Origin of the sequence: Proteiniphilum sp. UBA1028 (genome assembly GCF_002316955.1) — a bacterium.
Classification (GTDB): Bacteria; Bacteroidota; Bacteroidia; order Bacteroidales; family Dysgonomonadaceae; genus Proteiniphilum.
The window spans coordinates 1-23,883 of sequence record NZ_DCEN01000065.1 but is presented as its reverse complement, the minus strand read 5'-3'; the positions used below and the strand labels follow the sequence as shown (position 1 = coordinate 23,883).

13 protein-coding genes are annotated in these 23,883 nt (G+C 49.3%); 6 read left to right on the top strand and 7 right to left on the bottom strand.

Features of this window, described 5'->3' with window-relative positions; translation table 11 throughout:
• From B3Z75_RS11260 to B3Z75_RS11240, 5 genes are all read right to left on the bottom strand, one after another.
• Positions 1–461, bottom strand: a 461-nt coding sequence (locus B3Z75_RS11260) for a response regulator transcription factor (protein WP_294071644.1), incomplete at its 3' end; no start/stop codon positions are given.
• A gap of 1 nt (position 462) precedes the next feature.
• The gene (locus tag B3Z75_RS11255; RefSeq protein ID WP_294071641.1) at positions 463–2,022 is read right to left on the bottom strand and encodes a sensor histidine kinase; all 1,560 of its coding nucleotides are present in this window, start codon (positions 2,020–2,022) and stop codon (positions 463–465) included.
• Between the two features lie 230 nt (positions 2,023–2,252).
• Positions 2,253–9,368 (bottom strand): cell surface protein SprA, encoded by a 7,116-nt coding sequence (gene sprA, locus B3Z75_RS11250; protein WP_294071638.1) that lies wholly within the window; start codon positions 9,366–9,368, stop codon positions 2,253–2,255.
• A gap of 73 nt (positions 9,369–9,441) precedes the next feature.
• Entirely contained in the window at positions 9,442–10,032 is a 591-nt protein-coding gene (ruvA, locus tag B3Z75_RS11245; RefSeq protein ID WP_294071636.1) for a Holliday junction branch migration protein RuvA, read from the bottom strand.
• Positions 10,033–10,207: 175 nt separating this feature from the next.
• Entirely contained in the window at positions 10,208–11,422 is a 1,215-nt protein-coding gene (locus B3Z75_RS11240) for an L-serine ammonia-lyase (RefSeq protein ID WP_294071633.1), read from the bottom strand.
• A gap of 167 nt (positions 11,423–11,589) precedes the next feature.
• Between B3Z75_RS11240 and B3Z75_RS11235 the strand changes: the two genes are divergently transcribed.
• Positions 11,590–12,324: an acyl-[acyl-carrier-protein] thioesterase gene (locus B3Z75_RS11235; protein WP_294071630.1), complete on the top strand. Its 735-nt coding sequence runs from the start codon at positions 11,590–11,592 to the stop codon at positions 12,322–12,324.
• Positions 12,325–12,333: 9 nt separating this feature from the next.
• Here the strand turns inward: B3Z75_RS11235 and B3Z75_RS11230 are convergent, their stop codons facing one another.
• Together B3Z75_RS11230 and B3Z75_RS11225 are read right to left on the bottom strand one after the other, a co-directional pair.
• The gene (locus B3Z75_RS11230) at positions 12,334–12,933 is read right to left on the bottom strand and encodes an LEA type 2 family protein (RefSeq protein WP_294071627.1); all 600 of its coding nucleotides are present in this window, start codon (positions 12,931–12,933) and stop codon (positions 12,334–12,336) included.
• A 6-nt stretch (positions 12,934–12,939) separates the two neighbouring features.
• Positions 12,940–14,010 carry a DUF2027 domain-containing protein gene (locus B3Z75_RS11225; RefSeq protein ID WP_294071624.1) on the bottom strand — a complete coding sequence of 357 codons (1,071 nt, stop codon included), beginning with the start codon at positions 14,008–14,010 and terminating at the stop codon, positions 12,940–12,942.
• A 115-nt stretch (positions 14,011–14,125) separates the two neighbouring features.
• On the opposite strand from B3Z75_RS11225, the gene B3Z75_RS11220 reads away from it, so the two are divergent.
• The 5 genes from B3Z75_RS11220 (at position 14,126) to B3Z75_RS11200 (ending at position 23,881) form a co-directional block, all read left to right on the top strand.
• Complete coding sequence (locus tag B3Z75_RS11220) at positions 14,126–15,358, top strand: S-adenosylmethionine:tRNA ribosyltransferase-isomerase (RefSeq protein ID WP_294071620.1); 1,233 nt, start codon at positions 14,126–14,128, stop codon at positions 15,356–15,358.
• A gap of 108 nt (positions 15,359–15,466) precedes the next feature.
• Positions 15,467–19,900 (top strand): translocation/assembly module TamB domain-containing protein, encoded by a 4,434-nt coding sequence (locus B3Z75_RS11215; RefSeq protein WP_294071617.1) that lies wholly within the window; start codon positions 15,467–15,469, stop codon positions 19,898–19,900.
• Between the two features lie 4 nt (positions 19,901–19,904).
• A complete protein-coding gene (locus B3Z75_RS11210; RefSeq protein ID WP_294071614.1) occupies positions 19,905–22,202 on the top strand; it encodes a BamA/TamA family outer membrane protein in 2,298 nt (765 codons plus the stop codon).
• Between the two features lie 83 nt (positions 22,203–22,285).
• Positions 22,286–23,341 carry a glycoside hydrolase family 5 protein gene (locus B3Z75_RS11205; RefSeq protein WP_294071612.1) on the top strand — a complete coding sequence of 352 codons (1,056 nt, stop codon included), beginning with the start codon at positions 22,286–22,288 and terminating at the stop codon, positions 23,339–23,341.
• Between the two features lie 132 nt (positions 23,342–23,473).
• Complete coding sequence (locus B3Z75_RS11200; protein WP_294071609.1) at positions 23,474–23,881, top strand: A1S_2505 family phage non-structural protein; 408 nt, start codon at positions 23,474–23,476, stop codon at positions 23,879–23,881.
• Positions 23,882–23,883 lie beyond the last annotated feature (2 nt).

The following is a 23,883-nucleotide window of genomic DNA, read 5'->3' as shown; positions in this document are numbered from 1 at the left end:
TGTACATCGCCAATGATCAGAATCTGTTTTTGTGTATCGAAGGTCATCGTACCAAAATTATACACTTGCTGTTCTTTGCTCTTTTTGCCTTTTACACGGCGAATGATGGCTTCAATACGCAACACCAGCTCCTCCATGCTGAAAGGTTTGGTGATGTAGTCGTCGGCTCCGGCTTTGAAACCTTCCAGTACATCTTCTTTCATATTCTTGGCAGTAAGGAAAATCACAGGGATCTCCGTGTTGATGGTTCTTATCTCTTTCACAAGGGTTACACCGTCTTTCTTGGGCATCATGACGTCGACAATGCACAAGTCATATTTTGTCTTTACAAATCCTTTGAAACCGGCTTCTCCATCGGGAAACAGATCGGTATCAAATCCTTTTGCCTGGAGATATTCTCTCAGCAACATGCCAAGATTCTCATCATCTTCGCATAAAAAAATTTTCAGTTTCTCTTCCATATCATTTTTCTGTTATTACGGGTAAACTAATTATAAATTTTGTTCCTTTACCTAATTCACTTTCAGCACGAATGGTGCCGTTTACATCAGTTACAATTTTTTTTACGTATGCCAGCCCCAATCCGAAGCCTTTCACATCATGACGGTTACCGGTATGAACACGGTAAAACCGTTCAAATACTTTCTTTGCATCCTCCTTTTTCATGCCGATGCCATTATCCTCAATTGAAATGATGATCTTATTCCCTTCGTTTTTGGTACGTATCATCAATTCGGGAGGGATCTCCTTCTTACGGTATTTTAAGGCATTGTCGAGAATGTTGAAAAGGACATTGGTGAAGTGCATCTCATCTACCTTTATTGTCGAATGCTCTGCTTGCAGATCCACATCGAGGGTACCTCCCAGCTTTTCAACCTTGAGCACATGTGTGTTGGCCACGTTCACTACCAGGTCGTTTACGTCCATCTCTTTCATCTTCAGGGTTGTCCTCTGTTTGTCGAAGAGCGACATCTGCAACACTTTTTCCACCTGGAAACTCAATCGTTTGGTCTCGTCATGAATCACGCCGGTGACATGTTTAAATACCTCGGGCGATTTCAGGATGGACTCATCCTTGAGCATCTGAGAAGCGAGCGAGATAGTCGAGACAGGTGTCTTGAGCTCGTGCGTCATATTGTTGATAAAATCATTCTTCATTTCAGACAAACGCTTTTGCCTGAATAGCGATGCCACCGTAAATATAAACGTTATCAGCAGGATAAACGTGAATATAAGAGATGGTATGAAAAAGGAAAGTTCGCTGTACACATAGTTTCTTTTTGTCGGGAAATAAACCCTCAGCCTGTTTAACTTTGCCGGCGGATCATTTGGAAACAGAATCTGGGTGTATACCGCATCCCGATATCTTGTGGAGAAACCGGGCGATGAGTATACCACCTTATTGTTGAAATCCACAATCTGAAAGCTGAACGGTTCGTTCAGTCCGTTGTAAGACAGTTCGTAACGTATGTACTGATCCACCTTGTTGAAATCGATACGTTCCTCTATCGGCTCGTTGCTTGCCCGATTTAGAATTTTAAAAATTACTTCATCGAGCAACGACCGTTCGTGCAGGTATCTTTTCGACAATGACTGCTGCATATCGTACTGCGTTTTGGAAATAGTACTAGCGCCCGGGTTGGGCGATAAAAATATCTGTTCACGCTGTTCCTGTGGACGGGTGGATTGCTGTGTGATATCCAACGCAATTCTTGTTTCACTTCCATCGGGTTTCGTAATGGTGGCAGTGGTTTGTTCCCTTGTGATGTGTTGTGTACCTTGCGGCTGATTGTACTGCGAATACCTGTTCTCCGACTCAATCATGTCCTGTTCCAGATAATCACGGGTCTGATCCTGCTCAAGGTCCCTCATCACATTATAGAGGCTCCTGTTTACCTGTTCGTCGAACTGTTGTGAACGGATGGCCATGCTTGTTCTCATATACCTGAGCTGCAGGAACAACAGCGCAAAAAACGCAGTGAACATCACCAGTGCAAGCAACCAAATAGTCGATTTTTTCATCTTTACTTACTCCGTTTTTAGTGACAATTTTAAATTTCAAAGATCGTCTTGTCCTTTAATTTAACAAATAAACGACTTTTTTGTTTAACATATCCTCTTAAAATTAAAAAAAAGCGTAAAAAATCGCTTTATGTAACAAATATTAAGAAAAAAAGAGGCGTGTGGTTTCTTATTTAAGCTTTGTTTGTGATAAGTGTCTTTTTGGGGCATCGTTCTTTGCTGATGAATGCCTATTGATTTAGGTTGAACCGCAGGCTTACTCCCGCATTTGTATTGGAAGTAGCATAGGAGCCCGATGACACGAGAGGCCTGTGGATGACTTTGTCGAAGAAGGCACGCAAAGTAAGTTTCCTGCTCATGGCATAATCGGCAGCAAAACGGACAGAGGTAGCTTGAATGCCGCTGGTAGCTTGCGTGAATCCGTCTTCAATTTTTCTGATAAGCGACCGTGTGACCTTATGGGAAATATCCAGCCGGAGATTCAGATCGTGATTGAAAGGCACAATGGGAATATCTTGAGTTTCCTCCCTTTCAATGCGAGAGGAAGAGCGTTGCCGTCTCCCCTGCGTGCCGGATGTGTCGATACCGATGATGCGGCCAAAGTTGGCTATGCGGTAACCCAACGCCACAACCATGTCGTTGTCGATTGTCTCCACGATCTGAACCGACGAGATATTCAGATTCACGGTTCGTGAACGATTGATGCGAAAGCCAAGATTCAAATCATTGTGTAACATGCCCCTTATTTCGATGAGGGGGTTGAAACTCTCCACGATGCTTGCAGCAGATATATCGAAGGAAGATGACGGCAGGGGCATTCCCGAAATAGCGTCGCGGATAAAACCCAGCTCACTCCCTTCGCCTGCGGGCACCCAGCTTAGAAAAGAAGCGAACGAGCCTATCCTGTATTGTGAAAGATACTGATGGGCAATAACGAACGACTTGAAATGCGACTGCACTCCGGGAAGCAACGTGATCACATTGTACGTTATATTCCAGTTGGGCAGCATGGACGAGATGCCAGGAAAGATGCCAAGTCTGGCCTTATCGGGATCTTTGCCGGTATATGCTGCCAGAAAGGAGGGAATAAGCACATCGGCTGCATTCCGCTGAACATCGCCAACAGCGATATTGAACGGTTGTTCGCTAAGACTGCTGCCCGAGAGAAATCCCAGCGAAGGATAGCGGGTAGCCGCATATCGTTCACGCATACGTGATGCCACTATATCTCTGTGCGTAAGAAACTGCTCAAAGGCCCTGGAATGATAATTATTTCCTGCAGTGCCCTGTTCAAATGCCGATGAAAGTGAGAGAGTGCTTATCGCAAAGCTTCCGCCACGTATCTTGGGCATTCCTTCAATCATATAGTGCATTTCGGTTCGTTGGTTGTTTTCGTACAGTGCGTGCAGATCTATTCTAAGACCTGGCAAAGGCTCGATGGAGGCATCCAGTTTGATGTTTTGTGTCCGGTTGAAGATGGCGGGCCTGAGATTCTGTTCGTTGATCACCAGTTGGTTGCGGGTAAGGGACTTTGCTACAAATTTTTCTCCGCCCTCTGTGCCAAAGGCAAAACCCAGGCCGGGAATGAGTCCCGTTGAACTCTTTTGCTGTCCGAAGAAATCACCAATTTCCGGGTCGAAACCTGGAAGGTCAGTCCGGCTCTTATAGCCGACACTCAAGTTTATACGACGTACCATCATCATGGTACGGGCCAATGATTGTGGCAGATTGAGGGCAGCATCTGTTGTGCTTGCTTGTTGCAGGAATGGTATTTTATTGTACAGGGATATCAGATTAAACCGGCTCTGAAAGGTGAAAGAGAGGTCGTTCTGCAAGAAGTTGCCCATGTTTTTTTTCTCAATCTCAGCGCCTCGTTCCCAGCGGTACCCCGAACTGTAGGCCGCACTGGAGTTGATCCAATCCATCACGGGAATCTGTGCAAGGGGAAGGGTATAGGTGATGTCGGCTGTCTGTGAATAGTTGAGGGGCTTGCCCAGGTGACGGATGCTTTGTGACACCGAGTCCTTCCAAATTTCATAATCGCTGCGGTTGATCTCTTTGTTGACCTGCAGATAGGGCTCCTCAATCTCTGCGAGTGTCCCTGAGCGGAACGAGGCGTGCAGGTTTTCGGTCATGTCCCACGTAAATGAGAAATTTCTGTCCCAATAGAAATCGCTGCTGAATGAGAGGTGTTTTCTTTTTGATTGTGTGAAGAGTCCCTCTGTCAGTGCTTGCAGGTCACGCAGCCGGGTTTCCTGATAGTGGCGCATGATGGTGTTGTTTATGCTGATGTTACGAGGCAGAAAGTTGAAATTGACAGAGCGGAGCAGCCCGGCCCATTCTGCGGAGCCTTCCGTTGTTTTGAACGGCTTCCATGCTTTTGCAAACGGTGTGTATGTATAAAGTGCCTGGAAGCGAAAGTCCTTTACTGATGCATACTCCGTGTCCGGCCTTCGATGATTCTCTTCGTTCTTTGAATAGCCTAAGCTGAAGTTCGCCGGATCAAAGGGCATGGGGTTTTTACTTTTGATGTCTACCTTCACGTTGTTGAGACTCAAACTCCGGATGCTTGTGAGAGTGAGCGCCCTGTTTTTTAGGGAGTCGCGAGCGGTTTGATTGCCTGCTTGTTTTAATGTTTCTCTCAACTGGATGTCCTGGTTGAAAGGGTCGTAAAATGGCGCCATTGATTCACTGGACCATGTGTAATGGAGAGGAGCGGTAATCCTTGCCTTTTTCGGTAGGAAACGTCCCAAATCAAGGCTCATAACGAAATGAAGCGAAGAGTAATCATCGTTGCGGCGTTGCTGAAGGCTTTGGTCGAGTGCTCCGTAACCGGCGGTTTCTTTTCGTCCGGATAATTGAATCATCCCCAAGTCTGACAGAGTGAGGTTCACATTGCCCTGTGCCGCCCATCCTCCTTTCTCGTCATACTCACTCAGACGCATTTCGTTTACCCATATCTCTCCCGACCGTTCCTCCCTGCTGTTGTTCCGGATACCGATCATCATCACTTTCACCTCTGACAGCGAGGGGTTGCCCACAATGGTGATCCGGTTATCCGGTTTTTCGGGATCGGGCTGCGTATAGGGTGTAAAAAAATCGATTCCGCTCCCGGGACGCTTATCGGTATTGCGGTCGAGCTTCAGGTCTGTAAACAGCTCCAGCGGGAAGTCGAACATGTTCCCGGCTGGCCATACCGCTTTCTGGCCGGAAAGTGTTTGAGCGTTGTATTGTCCTTCGGGCGTAACAAGGAGCGGTAGCTCATACTCGTAATAATTGTTTCTGTAGTCCGACCCTATGCGCAGGAAAATGGAGAGATCCCCATCCTGCAACACGCCCGGATCATCCTGTAGCTGTTCTGCATGCACAAACATTTGCATGCGTTTATATCGGCGCAGGTCGTACATGCTGTTCTTGTACACTGCGCGCGCGTCGCCTGGGTCAAGCCGGAGCACTTTCAGCGAGAGCGACTGTTCGTTTTCCTGCCTCAATTGAGGCTGTCCCGGATCCAATATGCGCGTAACGCCCGGAGGCAACAGGTAATTTACCGGTGTCCTGCTTCCGTTCTCTTCAATGTTTACCGAGGAGATCTCCAGGCTGCCCGTGCCCGTTATGGTTCCCCCCGTGACAATATCCCGTGAGTAGTTTCTCCATTCGCTGCGGACCAGCTCCAGCGTGGCAAAACGAAGAAATACCGGCTCTTCGAAGCCGGTAAGAAACATCCGCATAAAACGAATGTTGTTAAATCCCTGTATGTTGCCGATCCTGGCCTGATAGTCACGAACCGGTATTCTAAACTGATACCAGGTCACGGTTCCGTCGTTTCCGTTGCGTAGCTTCAGGCTCACCTCCCTCTTGTCGGTAATGAAATTGGATCCCACCTCCATTGTTCCGGGGCGAAGCGATACTTTGTATTGAAAATAGGATTCATGTTCGTTCATTGTGTGATCGTTATCAATGTCCTCTACGTCGGGAGTGGTACGTGAGACGTTGTGATAGGGGGCATTGTTATCCGGTGGCAGCGAGTTTCCTTCGGTTCCGTTATAATACTTGTAGCGGTCGAGGATGCTCAGTTGCAATCTGTCTTGTTCCTGTCCGCGGTAGTGGCGAAAGCTGTCGCCCGCAGGGTCGTTGAGCGGCGAATGGGGGTCGTTTTGCATTCGTGAAAGCGTTTCTTCTGAGAGACGAGGTTTCAGCTTCTCGAGGTAGGCAGCATAGGTGGGAAATGACTTTTCTTCTTCGCTGCTCAGCCCGTTCAGTCCCACATCCTGTATCCTGCGTGATTCCATTCCCAGGGAGTTGTCGAACCCGTAGACCGTGGATTGCCGTTTTGGATACTTGCCCCATACCGATAGCCCCACGGTTGTTGTGTCTCCATCAACAGGCAACCCATTCTCGAAGAACTTCTTCCCGTCTTTCAGAATGTCTTCCGATATTTCGCCGAGGTTGAAATAGAGATCACCTCCCCGTGGGGCGCCCTGCGTGTTGTTCACGAACGGATCCATCAGCCAGAATTCAATATACTCAATGTTGGCTGCTTCAAAATCGCGGGTGTCCATACGACGGGTTATGCCACCCCAGCGGCGGCTGGGGTGGAGCAGCCTGCCGTCACTGTCGACATCGGTATCGAGGTTATAGGGACCGCGTTCATCGGGGTAATAGGATATGTTAAGCACCGGTAAGGTTGTCGGCTGACCGTAGAGAGCATCACGGTTTGGAAATATTTCTCTTTCGTAGACTTCTCTCACCCTGTGATCGGAAAGCTGGTCGGGATCGTTTTTTATGTGTACGGGTGTGAGGTTGGAGTTCCTGCGGGTAAAGATTCCATCGATATAAAACCACGCCATCAGGGCACGGTTTTTTCCGTAATCGGTGTGGTTCGACAGTGACCCTTCGGGAAAGAGCCCCGTCGATGAGTTGCCGGAGGGCGTGGCGGCGAGCGACCAGGCATAGGGTGTTCGCAGGTCGATGACCGAGGTGGACGATTCAAAATCATCGAGGTAGGAATAACCGCCAGTATATTTGTTTTTATAATGCCCGGGAAGCATTTCTGCGAACTCAAGGTTTGCTGTCAGTTGAGAAGGTGCGGTGGCTTCCACGAAAGGGAGTCTGTCAATGAGGTTGGTGAGCGCATACGACTGTCTCTTGTAGTTCACATGGGTGCCCCACAGGGTGTTTTTGGAAGACTCATCGCCAAAAAAAGGCTTCATGGTGAGCGGTTTTTCGGAATAGTGCATCAGCGTGGCACCCAGAGAGAGATGTTTGGAGAGGTCGTACTGCAGATCGAGGCCCATCAGGGTTTTTCGCTGCATTTGCATCATCTGCTGACTTTCGAGTGTGACGCTTACGGGCGTTCCTGCCGCCAGAATGGCCTGATTGATGATGTTCACCGTGCCGGAGACATAGTCTACCGTATAATCGACTCCTTCGGTGAGTGTCACGCCGCCGGCAGTTACCCGCACCGATCCACGGGCCACGTTCATGGCGTTAAGGGTAATCTGCGAATCCGGGGAGCCTCTGTATTCGCCGCTGATCCGGAATTTGTTTTTCTCCGGAAGTTGTCGTGCCACAGTGAGGGTGGAGTCGTACAGTTCCTCATAAATGTATTTTTCCGAGACGACATCGTTTCCAATTTTTTTGCGCAGGTATGAACCGAAAGGTTCCACCACCGGGAAAATAATACGTCCATTCTGTGAATCAACGGTATATCCTTCCAGAAAGTCGAAGTTGCCGTCGGGCTGCTCGTTATTTCTCGAATCCAGCCTGTCGAGTTGTAACACCTGCAGGAGCAACTTGTCCCCGATGCCGTTTTCGGGAATATAGTTCAGGTACGTTCCGGTGGTGTCGCTTTGCCAGGTGATCTGCAACCGGAAATGATCTCGCTGCATGTTATATGCAGCATGGCCGGCAGAGTAGATGTTTTTCATCATCAGGTTCCATGTATAGGCCTGTGGCGACAACGATACCGGCTTGAGTAGTTTCAGAAAAAGTGCACCGCCATTGCTGCTGTTGTTTCCGATGTTACTCCGTACATCTGCGGAGAATTCGCCAACCTGATATACTTCGCCATGGTAGGTGAACTCATACGCCACCGCCAGCACCTCATCCGGTTGCAGCGGCATGTTCAGGGAAAGATAGCCCAGTTGCGGCTGAAAGCTATATTCCGAAGCGCTAAGGAGGCGAGCGTTTTCCAACTTTTCGTAATCTGTGCCGCCGACAACACTGCCCGGAAAAACATGCGCAGTTTCGCTGATCTTTCTTGCCCCTGCCCAGATGCCGATGAGCTGCTCATACAATGTGTTGGCTCCATTGTGCGGTACCCCAGCAACTCCTTGCGACACCCAACCGGCGTTGTGTATATGCTTCTGTTCCCCTAGATCGGCAAAAGCCACGATATTTCTTGCCTGTGCATAGTCTCCCCGTTTATTGGTCACCCATACTTCTATTTTGGTGATGGAAACAGGAGACTCTATGTAGGGCAGCCTGGCCAGAGCTTCGTCGTACCTGTCGCGAAACCAATGGCCAAGGAAGAAATGTTGGTTTTCTTCGTACTGATCGGCGGAGAACTCAAAGGGCGTGGTTTGTATCCCTCCCCGGGTATTGATTGTCTGTGACTCAGATTGCTGTTGAGAAAAGAGGCTTTTTACCCGCAACTTCCCGAACTGTAGCTCCGATTTGATCCCGAACAGGGCTGCTCCGGCATGAATGAGTGAGTTACCGCTGTTCAGGCTCACGTTGCCCGCTTCAATATTTTGGATGATCTCATCTTCGTCTCCCCGGTAGGCGAGTTTAAGCTGTTTGCTTTGAAAATCGAACGTAGACTCGGTGTCGTAATTGATGTCAAAGTTAATTTTATCCCCCACCTTTGCATTGACATTAAGCTGGATCTGTTGATCGAAGTCGAACATGCTCCTCTTTCGTGCACGCTGCGGCAGGGTAGGATTGTCGGTGATATTCCTATTCATTCCGGTTGATATCTCCACGGATCCATGCGTCGTAAGCTGCACTCCTCCAAGTCCAAAGATCGTTTTCTGCGGGTCGCCACGTTTCCGCAGACCGGCAAGAGAAAAGGGCTGCGCAACCGCCTGCAGGCTGTCGGCACGCAGTGCGTTGCGCCTGCGGAAATAATGGGTTTGTGTTTGACGCAAGCGGTATGCCCTGTATTCTTCCGGGGTCATGGAGTAGGGAGTCCCCACGACGGTGTTGCCGACCTTTTGTTCGAAGATGTAACGGTTCGACCGGTGATCGTAGCGCACCTCTGTTCGTATGCCCGATAAATTGATCTGTGCATAAAGAAGCTGCCTCCCACCGGTCATCAGCAGAAGCAAGAAAAAGACTATGTGCACAAATTTATTCAGAGAAACAACAGCTATACGATTTTTTACTCAAAAAATGCGTATTACGTAACCTGGCCACTGTTTATAATCTCTTCAATGCCTCTTTAATGACAGCCTCTACCGGCAATGCGGGTGATTCCCTGATGATTTTTGATACCACTTTCTGTGATGCAGTCTGTACGAACCCAAGCATCACCAGGGCCGATACTGCGGCATGGCCTGTTTCGGAAAGATCGTCTTTGGCAGGAAGCTGGATGGTCCCGCTCTCGTCAGTAAACTTGATTTTGTCTTTCAGGTCTACGATGATTCTTTGTGCTGTTTTTGCTCCAATTCCCTTTACCGACTGCAACACGGCAGCATTTTCCGTGGCTATCACGTTCTCCAGCTCTTTTGAACTGAGAGAGGAGAGGATGACCCGTGCTGTACTAGGCCCCACTCCCGATACGCTGATAAGGAGCAGGAAGAGTTCCCGTTCGTGTTTGTCCATAAAGCCAAACAAAACATGTGCGTCTTCGCGGATAGCTTCGTGCACATAGAGTTTCACATTCGGCTTATTGCTGATGGCTCCGTAGGTGTTGAGAGAGATGTTCATCTGATACCCGATGCCTCTGCATTCAATTGTGACAGAGGCAGGTGTAAGTTCGGCCACCTCGCCTTTGATATAGTCTATCATATCTGCTGCATTAAGTTACTTCGTTTCCCGGTTTCTCAATTTTATTGTCCGGAAAACAGCGTGGGGTTGATTACGTAATACCGTACCTATAACGGTGAAAACCGGAAAAAAGTATATGAAATGTCAAAAAAAACACTTTGTGTGTTGCGTTTCTATTTTTGTACCTGTTTATTTTTTATGAAAACTTGTGCCCTTTGGCCAGTCCGCCTTCTCCGGTCTCCTTGTAAAGTGAGGGCAGATCGTGCCCCGTCTCTTTCATTACATTCACCACGCGGTCGAACGAAACACGATGTATCCCGTCTGTGAAGGATGAGTAGAGGTTGGCATCCAGCGCACGTGCCGCGGCATAGGCATTGCGTTCGATGCAGGGTATCTGTACCAGTCCGCACACCGGGTCGCAGGTCATCCCCAGGTGATGCTCCAACCCCATTTCGGCGGCGTATTCAATCTGTGCGGGGCTTCCTCCGAAGAGCTGATTGGCTGCAGCTGCCGCCATGGCGCAAGCCACGCCCACTTCTCCCTGGCATCCCACCTCGGCGCCCGAGATGGAAGCGTTCTTTTTCACGATGTTGCCAAAAAGTCCTGCCGTAGCCAGGGCACGCAGCATCCTGTTCTTACTGAAATCTCGTATTTCCTCCAGATGATAGAGCACGGACGGCACAACACCACACGATCCGCAGGTGGGTGCAGTGACGATCTGCCCACCCGAAGCATTCTCCTCCGAAACGGCCAGCGCATAGGAGAACACCAGCCCGCGCGACTGAAGCGACGCCTTGTACCCTTTTGCTTTAATGAAGTAGCTTGTCGCCTTACGGTGGAGGCTAAGCGGGCCCGGAAGTACTCCCTCGTTGTCGAGTCCCCGCTTCACTGCTGCCTTCATCACCTTCCATACCTCTTCCAGGTAGTCCCATATATCCTTATCCTCGCACTCCTCCACATATTCCCAGTAGCTTTTTCCCGTCACCTCACACCATTCCATGATCTCTGTCAGGGTGGTCATCGGATAAATATCCCTTCCCTCGTTCTCGGAGAGGCCAATAGCCTTCTCTCCGTCCGAAAGAGCTCCTCCGCCCACGCTGTAGACTGTCTGCGAGCCGGACAGCCTGTTGCCGCGGAATGCTTCCATCTTCAATGCGTTGGGGTGAAAAGGAAGGAATATTTTGGGTTGCCACACAATGGTGGTGGGGGCTACAGGCTCCATCACGCTCAGGATGGCCTCGTCGGTGAGGTGCCCTTTGCCTGTGGCTGCCAGGCTGCCGTAGAGGGTGACCACGAATCTTTCGGCGTCACTCTGTGCTTCGGTAAAAAGGAGGGCTGCCTTTTTGGGGCCCATGGTATGGCTGCTTGATGGGCCGTTGCCGATACGGAAAAGTTCTTTTATGGATTGCATACTCTTTGTCTGATTAATTATATGGTTGCAGGAGCTTTGAAATTGGAGGTCGTGTGTGAAATGGTTAGCCATATGTCTCATACCGGTTCCTTTTCACAAAGATAGCGATAAATATCGTCCGGAAAAAGGTATTTATTTTGTACTTTTGCGGTTCATAATTCGGAACGATGGGTGCAAAGAAAAAATACAGTTACAACATAGAGGCACAGGATATAGATTTTCGCAGGAGGGTGTCGCTCTCCTCGCTGACCAACTTTGTGTTGATCACTGCAGGAAAGAATGCCGATGAAAACGGCTTTGGCCTGCTGGAGCTGCAAACCGATAACTTCACCTGGGTGTTGTCGCGCCTGGTGATCGACATGAAAAGAATGCCTACTGAGAACGATTCCCTTTCCATTGAGACATGGATTGAGAAAATAGGGACAGCCTTCACAACGCGTAATTTTCGGATCTTTGATGGTGCTGAAGAACCTATCGGTTACGCAGCTTCTTCCTGGGCTGTAATGGATATGCATACGCGGCGCAGCGTCCTGCTCGACACGCTTCCCTCGATGCATAATTTTGTGTTCCCGGAAAGCACGCCAATCGGCGAACCGGGACGTATTGCCACTGTGTCGGGAGAGGTGGCAAACAGGTTTCAGGTAAAATACAGCGACATCGATGTAAACAACCATGCCAACAGCCTCCATTATGTGGAATGGCTATCCGATTGTTTTACGCCCGATTTTTATCGGAAGCATCATATCCGACGTTTTGAGATTAACTTTCTGAAAGAACTCACCTTTGGCGACTCCGGCGAGGTCTTTCGTCAGCTGCATGCCCCGGGCGACTACGGTTTTCAGATTGAAACATACGGGAAAGGGGCCGTTTGCCGGGCACGCATCGTGTTTGAAGAGGTGTAATAAAGTTTTTTAGTGATCTTTTCCCCCAAAGTTGAAAACGACGGGAATCGCAGCCGGCACCTTTACGACTGTGCCACCGACGGTAAATTTAGGCCATAGTTTTACCGTTACCGATGTCTCTTTGGGTGTGATGCCAAGGAAGGCACTCATTTCACTGGTTACACGTCCCTGCGAATAGCGGTTCATCAGGTTTTTCAAATCTACGCTGACGGGGATGCCCACTATCTTGGTTTCCCCGGGTTCAATGCGGATGGGGATATCCATTTTACCTTCCACGAACTCCATCTCGTTGATTTGAATGGCGTAATCTAGGGCGTCGAGAAAGGCAGCACTGCTGTTCGGGTTGGTGACGTCCATGTTGAGGGTCATGCTGAACGGGATGGTCTGCATCGTCGAGCCTCCGGCCAGCACCGTGGCAATAGAAGCCAGGTTGGAGACAGAGATGCTCGAGGCGTTCCCCAGGTTTATCCCGGCCAGTTGAATGTTGTTCAGTGAGTTATACCTGTACTCGCTCTGGGATAGCTGAATGGCTCCTCCAATCTGGTTCATGATGTTGCAACCTGAAAGCATGATGGCAGCAATGAGGATGGTGATATTTTTCTTTATCATAGAATATTATTTTATGGTTACCATGGTTGCCCCATAACCATATTCCTGAAAGGAGGCGTCCTGGTAATAACATTTGGGATACTTGGTTTTCAGCTCTTTCAGGATGGCATTTCTAAGTATGCCATCCCCTTTGCCGTGAATAAATACAATTTTTTGGTTTTTGTTGCGGATGTGACCGGCCATCACCTCGTTGAATTTATTCAGCTGGTATTCCAGCAGATCGGCGTTGTTCAACCCGCTTGTGGTGTCGAGCAATGCATCAGCATGGAGGTCGATCTCAATCAGTTGGTTTTTTTCTTTTTTCTCGATCCGTTGAATGCGAGGGCGTCTATCTGCGGCTTGCTTCTCTTTGATGGCACGCTCCAGGTCGCCTGCCGAAACCAGCAGCTCCCTCTCGGGGACATCGTCCCGCATGACGTAGTAAAGCAAGGCTTCGTCCTCAAAGTAGTCGTTTTCCCGGAAGCTGTGGAGTTTGTAAAATTTCACCGTATCAATACGCAACTCCACGGAACAGGGGTTCTTGAACCTGAACTGCTTTGGATACTTGAAGGCAATAAACTGAACGGATACTTTTTCAATTTCGTTGAGTGCCGTCTTATCGAACTCCTCCAGAAATATCTTTGTGTTTGGTTCGATAGAACCGTTGTAACGACTTTTCCAAGTGTTGTTTTCACGACTCATGTAGTTGAAAAAAAGGTAGTAGTTGCTGTCGTTCACAAAATAACATTCGTAGGATGAGGAGGATAGGTTTTTTACGTCTGTTGGCAAATAGGCCAGGCAAGCAGTAATCTTCTCCCCTTCGGCCGTCTCTTGCACGGGCTCGTTATCTTTCACTTTTACTTCCGTTACGGAGGGTGAAAGGTCTTTGTCTGTCGTTGTCTCTTTGTTCTCGGGGATGAGTCCCAGCTTCTCATTTCCGGCAGATTCAACGACCACGCATTCCGAAATGAGTATGGGGATGTCGAACCCATGTTCGTCCTCCACAATCACCAGTTGTTTGCTGAGAAAGCCCTTCACCGTGCCTCCCCCAACTGTGTTTAGAAAACGCACTTTGTCGCCTGTTTCCAATTTCTTCATGCTTTTATAGGCTGTTTTCAGCTATTTTATTTTTGTTACGTGTTGCAAAGTTGACTAATTTTGTGGAATAAATGCATTAATAATTACGAAAAATAGGTTTTTCGGTAGTAAAAAAATGAAAAAGGACCATATCGGAGAGTTGGCAATAAGCCGTTTCAATTACAATCTTCCCGACGCGAAAATAGCCAAATATCCTCTTCCTCAGAGAGACATGTCGAAGTTGTTGCAATATCACGACGGTCAGATTGCTTCTTACACCTTCACGGATTTACCTGCACTGCTGCCTGAGGAGAGCCTGCTGCTTTTCAACAATACCCGGGTGATTCATGCCCGTTTGTTGTTTCAAAAGGACACAGGAGCTCAGGTGGAGATATTTTGTCTTTCTCCGCACGAGCCGGCCGACTATGCACTGAATTTTCAACAACACACACAATGTTCCTGGAGTTGTATGATTGGCAATGCCAAGCGATGGAAGGAAGAGCCTTTGTATATGGAGGTTCCTTACCAAGGCGATGTGGTCACACTAAAAGCGGAAAAAAAAGACGCGGCGGGCGAGGAGAGAATTGTCTGTTTTTCGTGGAATCATCAAGAGCTGACATTCTCGGAGGTGCTGGAGCTTGCCGGCAAACTGCCCATCCCTCCCTATCTCAACCGTCCTTCGGAGCCCGGGGATGACGAAACCTACCAAACCGTTTACTCACGCATAGAGGGCTCTGTAGCCGCTCCCACGGCAGGGCTTCATTTTACGCCTCACGTAATGGAACAACTTCGCAATAAGGGAATCAATACCGCCGAAGTGACGCTCCACGTGGGAGCAGGTACTTTCAGACCGGTGAAATCCAATACCATTGCCGGTCATACCATGCATACCGAGTTTATTTCCATACCCCGGGAGACGGTTGAGAAATTGCTGCAAAACAGGGGGAAGCTTATTGTGGTGGGAACCACTTCGCTTCGGACTTTGGAAAGCATATACTACATTGGAAGGAAGCTGCACTCCCACCCGGAAGCATCGTCGCAGGAGCTGAGCGTTAAACAGTGGGATCCCTATGATAAGAATGACGATATTTCTCCCACGCAAGCGCTTCAAAATATTCTCGATTATCTCAACCGGCGCCGTCAAGAGCAGCTGATCACTGACACGCAGATCATCATCGTGCCGGGTTATCAGTTTCATTATGCCGATGCCATTGTCACCAACTTTCATCAGCCGCAGAGCACGTTGTTGTTACTCATCGCTGCCTTCGTGGGAGACGACTGGCAAAAAATATACGACTATGCGCTGCATCAAAATTATCGCTTCCTCAGCTACGGCGACAGTTCATTATTGTGGAAAAAGACCAAATAACCTTATTTTTTGGTTAAAATAACCACTGAGACAATGCCCTTGCTCCTTTTTTTGTAATATTGCATTGTTGAAAAATCTTGATCATTCACCTATTTTGTTTCGATAAACTTGGTTGCAAAATTTGCTCGTATACTCGCTGTCATTGTATTAAGTATTATATTGTTAAATATTATACTTTTCATTGTCTTTAGCATCCCTGCCGTGCAGAAGAGGGCCGCTGACATTGCACTCGAAAAGGTGAAGCCAAAAATAGCGGCCGAAGCATCTCTTGCGAGTATTCGTTTCCGACTGTTCAATACCATCGAACTCAAAGGTATTTATCTGGAAGATCGGCAGCAGGATACATTGGCTTACATCGGCAGGCTGGCTGTCCGCATCCATCCCATGGATCTGCTCAGAAACAAAGTAACCGTGGAGAAGGTGAGCCTGGAAAATTTTACAGCCTCCGTGCATCGCACATCACCCGGAGAACCCTTTAACTTTCAATTTGTGATCGATGCTTTCGCCAGGGAGAAGGATACCACCGTGGTGAAAAAAGAGAAAGCTACATGGCGCATCACGGCAAACAGGGTGATGTTGATGAACGGACGTCTGCAATACAACATCGATTCTGCACCCTCAACGCCGGGTCAGTTCAATGTGTCGCACCTCGATGTACACAATCTCAATTTTGATGGTAAACTTGATTTTCTGAGCCTGGAGGATATGAAGGCCGAAATAGGCCTGCTGAGCTTCCGGGAACAGAATGCCGGCCTCACGCTGCATGAGCTGAAAGTTGTCGCTGAAGCCAGCGGAACACAGATCAATAGCAATAAAATGACGGCCTCCCTGAATCGATCTGAAATCCGGGTTTCCAACGCCCGTTATGACCGGGAGACAAAAAAATTCTTCCTGAAAGCCGACAGCGAAGTCATCGATCCGAACGATATTTCCATTTTTTCGTCCCGGTTTGCTCATTTGAACAAACCCTTTTCCTTTGAAACGGAGGCAGAGGGAAAACTGCCTCAGGCAACCCTTCGTAACCTCGTTCTTCAATATGGTTCCGACACCAGGATCCACATTTCCGGGAAGATCGCCGATTACAGCGACTTCAACAACAGTGACCTGGAGGCAACGATACGACAGCTATCCGTTTCGCAGCAAGACCTGCAGGACTTCATCCGGGTGGGGGCCATCCAGTACGAATCACCTGTTCAGCTGCTGAACACGGGCCACCTTGATCTGAAGATGCAGGCACGGGGCAAGCTGCGCAATTTCCGGTACAGCGGAACCGTAAATACCGAACAGGGAGCTGTGTCGCTGCGTGGTACCGGGCGGATAAACAACAACTTTCAGAATATGGTGTTCGAGGGGCCTGTATCTGCAGACAATATGCAGGTGGACAACATTATTGGGGGAGGGGCGGGCCTGGGCAACGCCACCCTGAGTGCAAACGCCAAGGTGTCTATCCTGAAAGGTGGAGAGGTCACAGTCGTTGCCGACGGAAGTATTGAATCGATGGTCTACCGGGGCAACTACTACCATGATGTGGAGTACAACGGAACCTACAGCGGTAACAACGTGACTGCAAACATCAAAAGCAATACAGACCGGAACAGGTTTGATCTGAATGGTGAGGTGACCTTTGGAGAAGGGATGTGGTTTGCCGTAAAAGGAGATGTCGAACGGCTAGAACTGAAGCCTTTTCTGATGATGGCGGACTGGAAAGAACCGTACGTGAGCTTGAATATCGACGGAGAGATGGCCGGAGCCACCTTCGATGACATGGCCGGCACCCTTGTTATCGACAACATCTCGCTGGCCGACAGTAACTTTATCTACAATCCCGGCGCCATCTATCTGCAGGCTCAGGCCGACTCGGCAAGCGGCAAGAGGCTGCAGATCATGTCTTCCTTTCTGGAGGCGGAGATGTACGGCGATTACTATTTTTCTACGATTGGAAAGGAGTTGCGGCATGCTCTGCATCCATACCTCCCGTCTGCAATATCCCTGCCCGAAGAGGACGATTCCGGTAACGGGATCAACGACTTCCGCTTCCATATTTTGCTGAAGAATACCGAAGATCTTTCTTATGCCTTTGCCTTGCCGTTCTACAATGTGGATCATGCAACCATTGCGGGAAACATACGAGCGATGGACAAGAGTGCCGTGCAGTTAAACGCTCATTTTCCCAGGTTGATGTTTGGTAAAAACGACCTGCGCGAAACGAAAATAAACCTGCAAAGCGGTACTTCCGACATTGGATTGGATGTGAACACATATCTGGTGCAGGACAACGGATTTGTGAATGCCCGTCTGAATAGCAACGCTTCGGGTGATTCGGTGAGAAATGTGGTTTCCTACGAGTTGCGGCAGAGCAGCACAAAATCAAACGGACAGATCATGATCTCAGCGGGTTTCCTGCGCGACCATGATGACCACCTCGCGGCAGATATCCGCATTCATCCCACCACCATAGCATTCAACGATAAACAGATGAGCTTCAACGATGCCTCCATCGCTTATCGCAAAGACCACATCTCCATTACCAATTTCGGCCTTCGTGAAAAGGAGATGCTCCTTCTCGGAATCGACGGTGTTGCCTCCAGGAGCGAGGCCGATAATGTCCGGATCTTTTTCAACAATACGGAGCTGTCAAATATTCTTGCAGCATTTAACGTATCCAGTTTTGCCGGCTCCATCAACGGCGATATTTATATACGGCAGGCACTCGATAACCCCTTGATCCGCACCGAAGATCTCCGGATCGATCATATCACGGTAAACAACGACAGCATCGGTACGCTGGAAATTGAAGGCAACTGGGATAACCTCTACTCCGGTCTGGACCTGAATGCTTTCCTTACTCACAAAGGGGTACGTAATTTAGATATACGGGGTTATATCCCTACTGGAGATAACAGCCTCCGCTCTTTGGATGTAAACTTTCTGGTCGAAAATTTCGACCTGAATGCCATCCAGCCGTTTACTGCAGGCATCTTCAACCAGCTCTCGGGACGATTAAACTCAAACATTCACATTACCGGCAAGCTGTCGGAGCCGGTGACCGAAGGGTGGCTGGGAATTGATGAAGGAATTATGAAGGTTGCCTATACCAATGTCACTTACTACGTGTCGGACACCATCGAAATTAAAAAAGATAACGTGGGATTGGAAAATCTGGTGATCCGCGATCAGAACAATCATACGGCAAATCTGAATGTGAGGCTTTCGCATAGCAATTTTGGAAGAATGGCGTACAATGCCACAATCCGTCTGAACGATTTCATGCTGTTGAACAACAGGGAACGTACCGACCTGATGGTGTATGGCTCCCTGCGTTTGTCGGGCGACTTGCAAGTCACGGGCTCGCCCAACGGCATCTTTGGCGATGGGAACCTCTTTTCGCAGAGCCCGTCGGAGGTGATGGTGATGCTCCCTCAAACCGCCAGAGCCACCGAATACAGCGGCGTGGTTTATATCAACACACCGCAGGACGATTCGTTGGCTTTCCTGCGCAAAAAAGAGAGTCAACAGGCCCGGATCAACACCCCGGTGTCATCGGGCATCCCCATCGTCATGAGGGCAACCGTGAACCTGAACCCGATGCTCAGAGCGGCGGTGTTGCTGGACCCGACTACGGGCAATGCCATTGAGGCAAGCGGGGAAGGAGAGCTGAGTGTCAACTTTAATTCCAAGTCGACGCCTCCTGTACGTTTATACGGTGACTTTGTCATCAACAGCGGGAAGTTTCATTATAACCTGCAAAACCTACGGACCATCGACTTTACTATTCGCGAAGGGAGCAGGCTTACTATGGAAGGAGATCCTATGAACACACAATTCAACATCACTGCCTACCTTCCCGTGAGGGCTGATCTGGTTGCGCTCAGTCCTACTTTCTCCTCAGAGCTGGCCAATACCCGCGTACCGGTCAATGCCTTGCTTCAAGTAAGAGGTAATCTGGAGGCAATGGATCTGCAGTACGACATTGAGTTGCCCGAAAGTTCCAACGACATACAACAGCGGGTGAACAGTTTTATCAATAATGAGGAGACCAAGATCCTGCAGTTTGCCTATCTTGCCACCACAGGCAGCTTCATTCCCTCAGAAGGTTCTCCCGATTTAAATTTCGGTTCGTCGGTATTTACGAGATTTGCCTCCAATACATTGGCGAGGGGACTGGATGCGTTGTTTGCCAGTGCGTTGAACGACAACTGGTCGGTAAGCACCAACCTGGAGACGGTGGACGGCACTTTCGATAATGTGCGAATGGGGCTCGATGTCTCCACCCGTTTGTTTAACGACCGTTTGCGCTTAACAACCAACCTGAGTTACGGCGATAACACCATGCTGGCTGGTCAGCAGGCTTTCATGGGAGAGTTTGAAATGGAGTATGATATCAACAACTGGTTGATGCTTCGTGCCTTCAACAGGGCAAACGAACGGTTCTACCGACGTACTCCCACAACCCAGGGTGTTGGAGTGGTGGTGACAAAAGAGGCAAAATCATTCAGAAATCTCTTTAATTTCAGGTTTACCAAGCCAAAAGAAGACAACTAGCCGGATGAAGAAATATATACTTTGCATATTCTCCCTGATTACACTCGCTGCCTGTAATGTAACGAAAAAGGTGCCCGAGGGGAGCTATCTGCTCAACAAAGCAGGCATCAGCTCCGATGTGAAAGGCATCGGCGCATCGGAGCTAAGACCCTTTCTCCGGCAGCGGCCCAACGCCTCGATACCCATTGTGGGAAAATGGAAGCTGCATATGTACAACATTCCCGACAACGATTCTACCTGGTTGAACCGGCAACTGCTCAAATACGGCGATCCGCCCGTATTGTATAACGAGCAGCTGGCCGTTATCTCGGCAGAGCAGATCAGAATGCATCTTAACAACAAAGGGTATCTGAATGCCGAGGTGGACACCACCCTGGAGAAAAAAGATAAAAAAGCCAACCTTTTTTTTCAAGTCACCGGCAACGAACCTTACCGAATTCGTTCATTCCGGGATACCATCCGCTCTGCCGATACCACCATCCACAAAATCCTGAGCGACTCAAAAAGACTCGATATCATCCGGGAAGGGGATATCTTCGACCTGTCGGTTTTGGAGCAGGACAGGGAGCGCATGACCACCACGTTGAGAAACAGAGGGTATTATAATTTTTTGAAAGATAATTTCTATTTTCTGGCCGACACCACCGTCGGCAACCACCAGGTAGATGTGACCCTGGCTCTGAATAATCCCACCGACACCACCCTGCACAAACAGTACAATATTGGAAAAGTTACGGTCATCAATGGCGTCGATGCCCGTCTGCTTGAAGATTCCACCCGGGCCAATCGTCTGGATACGGTTCAATACCGGGGCTTGCAGATTATCTCTGAAAAAGATCGGTTTCTGTTGCCGCAGTCGGTATATTACAATATATTTCTTCGTCCCGGCCGACTTTATTCCGACCGGATTGTAGAACGGACATACTCTTCGTTAAACGGCATGGGGCCTGTGAACCAGACGGCCATTAACCTCACTCCCGTGGTACGGAACGACTCAAACTTTCTCGATTCACGGATTACGCTCTTTCCGGGGAACCTACATTACATGCAATTTGGGGTTGATGGCACCAATTCGGCGGGCGACCTGGGGGTGGCAAGCAACCTGACCTACGAACACCGCAACTTTCTGAAAGGAGGGGAGACCTTCCGTGTGCGGTTGAATGCCGCCTATGAATTTATTCGCGCTACCGACAGCCTCGATTTGCTGGATAATAGCTATTACGAGTATGGAGCCGAAGTGTTTTTGTCTGTTCCGCAATTGCTGTTTCCCTGGATGATAAAGCAATTGAAAGATCAGCCTTCTGCCTCCACGGAGTTTTCCGCCGGCATAAACTTTCAGAAGAGGCCCGAGTATTTGCGCCAGTTTTTCAACCTGTCGAGTCGTTTTCAATGGTCTTCCTTGGAATGGAAACTTCTGAATGTGCTCGAGCCTGTCGGGATCACCTATGTCAGAATGCCCTGGAAATCCAAACGGTTCATTGATCTCTATTTAAGCGAAGATGCCAGTCCCATCCTGCGATACAGCTATGATGAGCAGTTGATTGTGCGGAGTACGTACAACGTAACCTTTACCAATTACAACCGGATTTCAAGAGGGAATATGCCCGTCATTCCATTTCGTATTCGTTCAGGGATAGAGCTGGCCGGCTGGCTTCCCCGCATCGTCACGGGGTTGGGGGGTGGCAAACAAAACAACGAAGGTATTGAAGAGTTTTTCGGATTGCAATACGCCGAGTATGTGAAAGGAGACTTCGACATTGCCCCCATGATTGCTTTTGGCGACAAAAACACCCTTGCCGCCCATTTTGCGGTAGGAATGGCATATCCTTATGGCAACTCAACTGTCCTCCCCTTTGAAAAGAGATACTATGGCGGCGGCGCCAACAGCGTGCGCGGGTGGAGTACGAGAACATTGGGCCCCGGCACCTTTAGCCGTGACTCCACGGGGCATGATTTTGGCCGCAGAGTGGGTGATGTGAAGCTGGACTTCAGTGTGGAGTATCGCCGCAAGCTAACCCGTCTTTTCGAGATGGCTGCATTTGTGGATGCCGGCAATATCTGGACCATCAAAGACTACGTGGAACAGCCCGGGGGTCTTTTCTCCTGGGATAAGTTCTACAAGGAGCTGGCCGTTTCTTACGGATTGGGGATTCGCTTCGACCTGAACTTCCTCCTTATCCGGGTAGATGGCGGCATGAAAGCACACAATCCGGCGCTGCCCGAAGGATCGAGATGGACGATCTTCAGGCCCGAGTTCAGGCGTGATTTTGCTTTCCACTTTGCCATCGGCTACCCGTTCTGATTGTCGGAGGAGATGCATGCCTGGCTCCCAGGAGGTAAGTGCCCGAGAAATTGACAATTTCTGAAATCAAAATAGGCAACATCATGAAAAAAACGCTCTTTCTGCTTACGATCCTGTTGTTTCTGTTTCAACAATGCAACAGTCAACCCGGGGAGCCGGAGCCGGCACCGGAAGAAACAGGTACCTGGGCAAGTGCCCGGGAGATCAATGTCCGCCTGGGAAAAGGAATCAACATCGGGAACACCTACGAGGCAATGCAGTCGTGGCAATCGCCGTTCGATCCAGCCGACCTGAAGCGAATTGCCGATCTGGGTTTCACGCACGTACGTCTTCCCATCCGCTGGGAACGGGACGATCGCAGCATGTCCACGGCACCCTACACCATCGAGTCGGCTTTCATGCAGGCCATCCAGTCGGCCGTCGACGAGGCGCTGAAGCAGAAGCTGCACATCATCCTCAACATGCATCACCACGATGCCCTGATGGCCAACCCCGCCGGGGAGAAAGCCCGTTTTCTATCGCAGTGGGAGCAGATTGCCGGCCACTTTAAGAATTACCCCGACAGCCTGTTGTTCGAGATTTTGAACGAGCCCCACGACAAGCTCACCCCCGCTTTGTGGAACGATTATGCGGAATCAGCGCTTCGGGTAATCCGCAGAACCAACCCCAGGCGTTGTGTGTTGCTGGGCACAGCAGAGTGGGGCGGCGTCGGCGGATTGCGATCATTGGAGATTCCCGACGATCCACAGCTCATCCTCACCGTCCATTACTACAACCCGTTTCAGTTCACCCACCAGGGTGCCAGCTGGTCGGAAGGATCCGATGCCTGGCTGGGAACGCAGTGGCACGGCACCGTCTTCGAGCGGCAGGCGGTGAAAGAAGATTTCAAGACAGTCATCCAATTGGCTGGCGAAAAGAATATCCCGGTGCATGTGGGTGAGTTTGGCGCCTACTCGCGTGCCGACATCGACTCGCGGGTAAGGTGGACACGCTTCCTTGCTCGCTGGTTTGAACAGCAAAGCTTCAGCTGGGCCTACTGGGAGTGGAACTCCGGCTTCGGGATCTACGATCCACAAAATCGCCGCTACGAACAGCGGCTGGTGAATGCGCTGGTCAGCGACCCCATGCCCGATCTGTAGGCACGCATTGTCTTCTCCCTGGGAAATGCCGGCAACACCCGCGTGGTTTTATCGGATATAGAGCTGATGGAGGTGAGGTTTGAATAAATTTGTGTTTAGTCATGTGATAGTTAATTGAAAAAACAGGTTATTATGAAAGATTCAGTCGAAAGGCCCACTTTTACACCCGAGAATATCACTGTTTTATCGGCAGGTGAGATTTTTGTGTTTGGCAGCAACCTGGGCGGAAATCACGATGGCGGTGCTGCCAGGATAGCGTTGAACAAGTTTGGCGCCATATACGGACAGGGAGTCGGTTTACAGGGACAAAGCTATGGCATTCCCACCATGCAGGGAGGCATAGAAACCATTGCACCCTATGTAGATCAATTTATCGATTTTGCCGCAGCGCACTCTGAATACTTCTTCTATGTAACCCGTGTTGGATGCGGTATTGCCGGATTCACCGACAAGCAGATCGCTCCTCTTTTCAAAGAAGCGTTGAGTCTGAAGAACGTTTGTCTTCCCGAATCGTTTGTCCGGGTGCTTAGCCGTCTTTAAAT

Excerpts from the sequence above, each read along its gene's own strand:
- B3Z75_RS11255 (WP_294071641.1), bottom strand. The coding sequence starts at position 2,022 with ATGAAAAAATCGACTATTTGGTTGCTTGCACTGGTGATGTTCACTGCG.
- ruvA (WP_294071636.1), bottom strand. The coding sequence starts at position 10,032 with ATGATAGACTATATCAAAGGCGAGGTGGCCGAACTTACACCTGCCTCT.
- B3Z75_RS11240 (WP_294071633.1), bottom strand. The coding sequence starts at position 11,422 with ATGCAATCCATAAAAGAACTTTTCCGTATCGGCAACGGCCCATCAAGC.
- B3Z75_RS11235 (WP_294071630.1), top strand. The coding sequence starts at position 11,590 with ATGGGTGCAAAGAAAAAATACAGTTACAACATAGAGGCACAGGATATA.
- B3Z75_RS11230 (WP_294071627.1), bottom strand. The coding sequence starts at position 12,933 with ATGATAAAGAAAAATATCACCATCCTCATTGCTGCCATCATGCTTTCA.
- B3Z75_RS11225 (WP_294071624.1), bottom strand. The coding sequence starts at position 14,010 with ATGAAGAAATTGGAAACAGGCGACAAAGTGCGTTTTCTAAACACAGTT.
- B3Z75_RS11220 (WP_294071620.1), top strand. The coding sequence starts at position 14,126 with ATGAAAAAGGACCATATCGGAGAGTTGGCAATAAGCCGTTTCAATTAC.
- B3Z75_RS11210 (WP_294071614.1), top strand. The coding sequence starts at position 19,905 with ATGAAGAAATATATACTTTGCATATTCTCCCTGATTACACTCGCTGCC.
- B3Z75_RS11205 (WP_294071612.1), top strand. The coding sequence starts at position 22,286 with ATGAAAAAAACGCTCTTTCTGCTTACGATCCTGTTGTTTCTGTTTCAA.
- B3Z75_RS11200 (WP_294071609.1), top strand. The coding sequence starts at position 23,474 with ATGAAAGATTCAGTCGAAAGGCCCACTTTTACACCCGAGAATATCACT.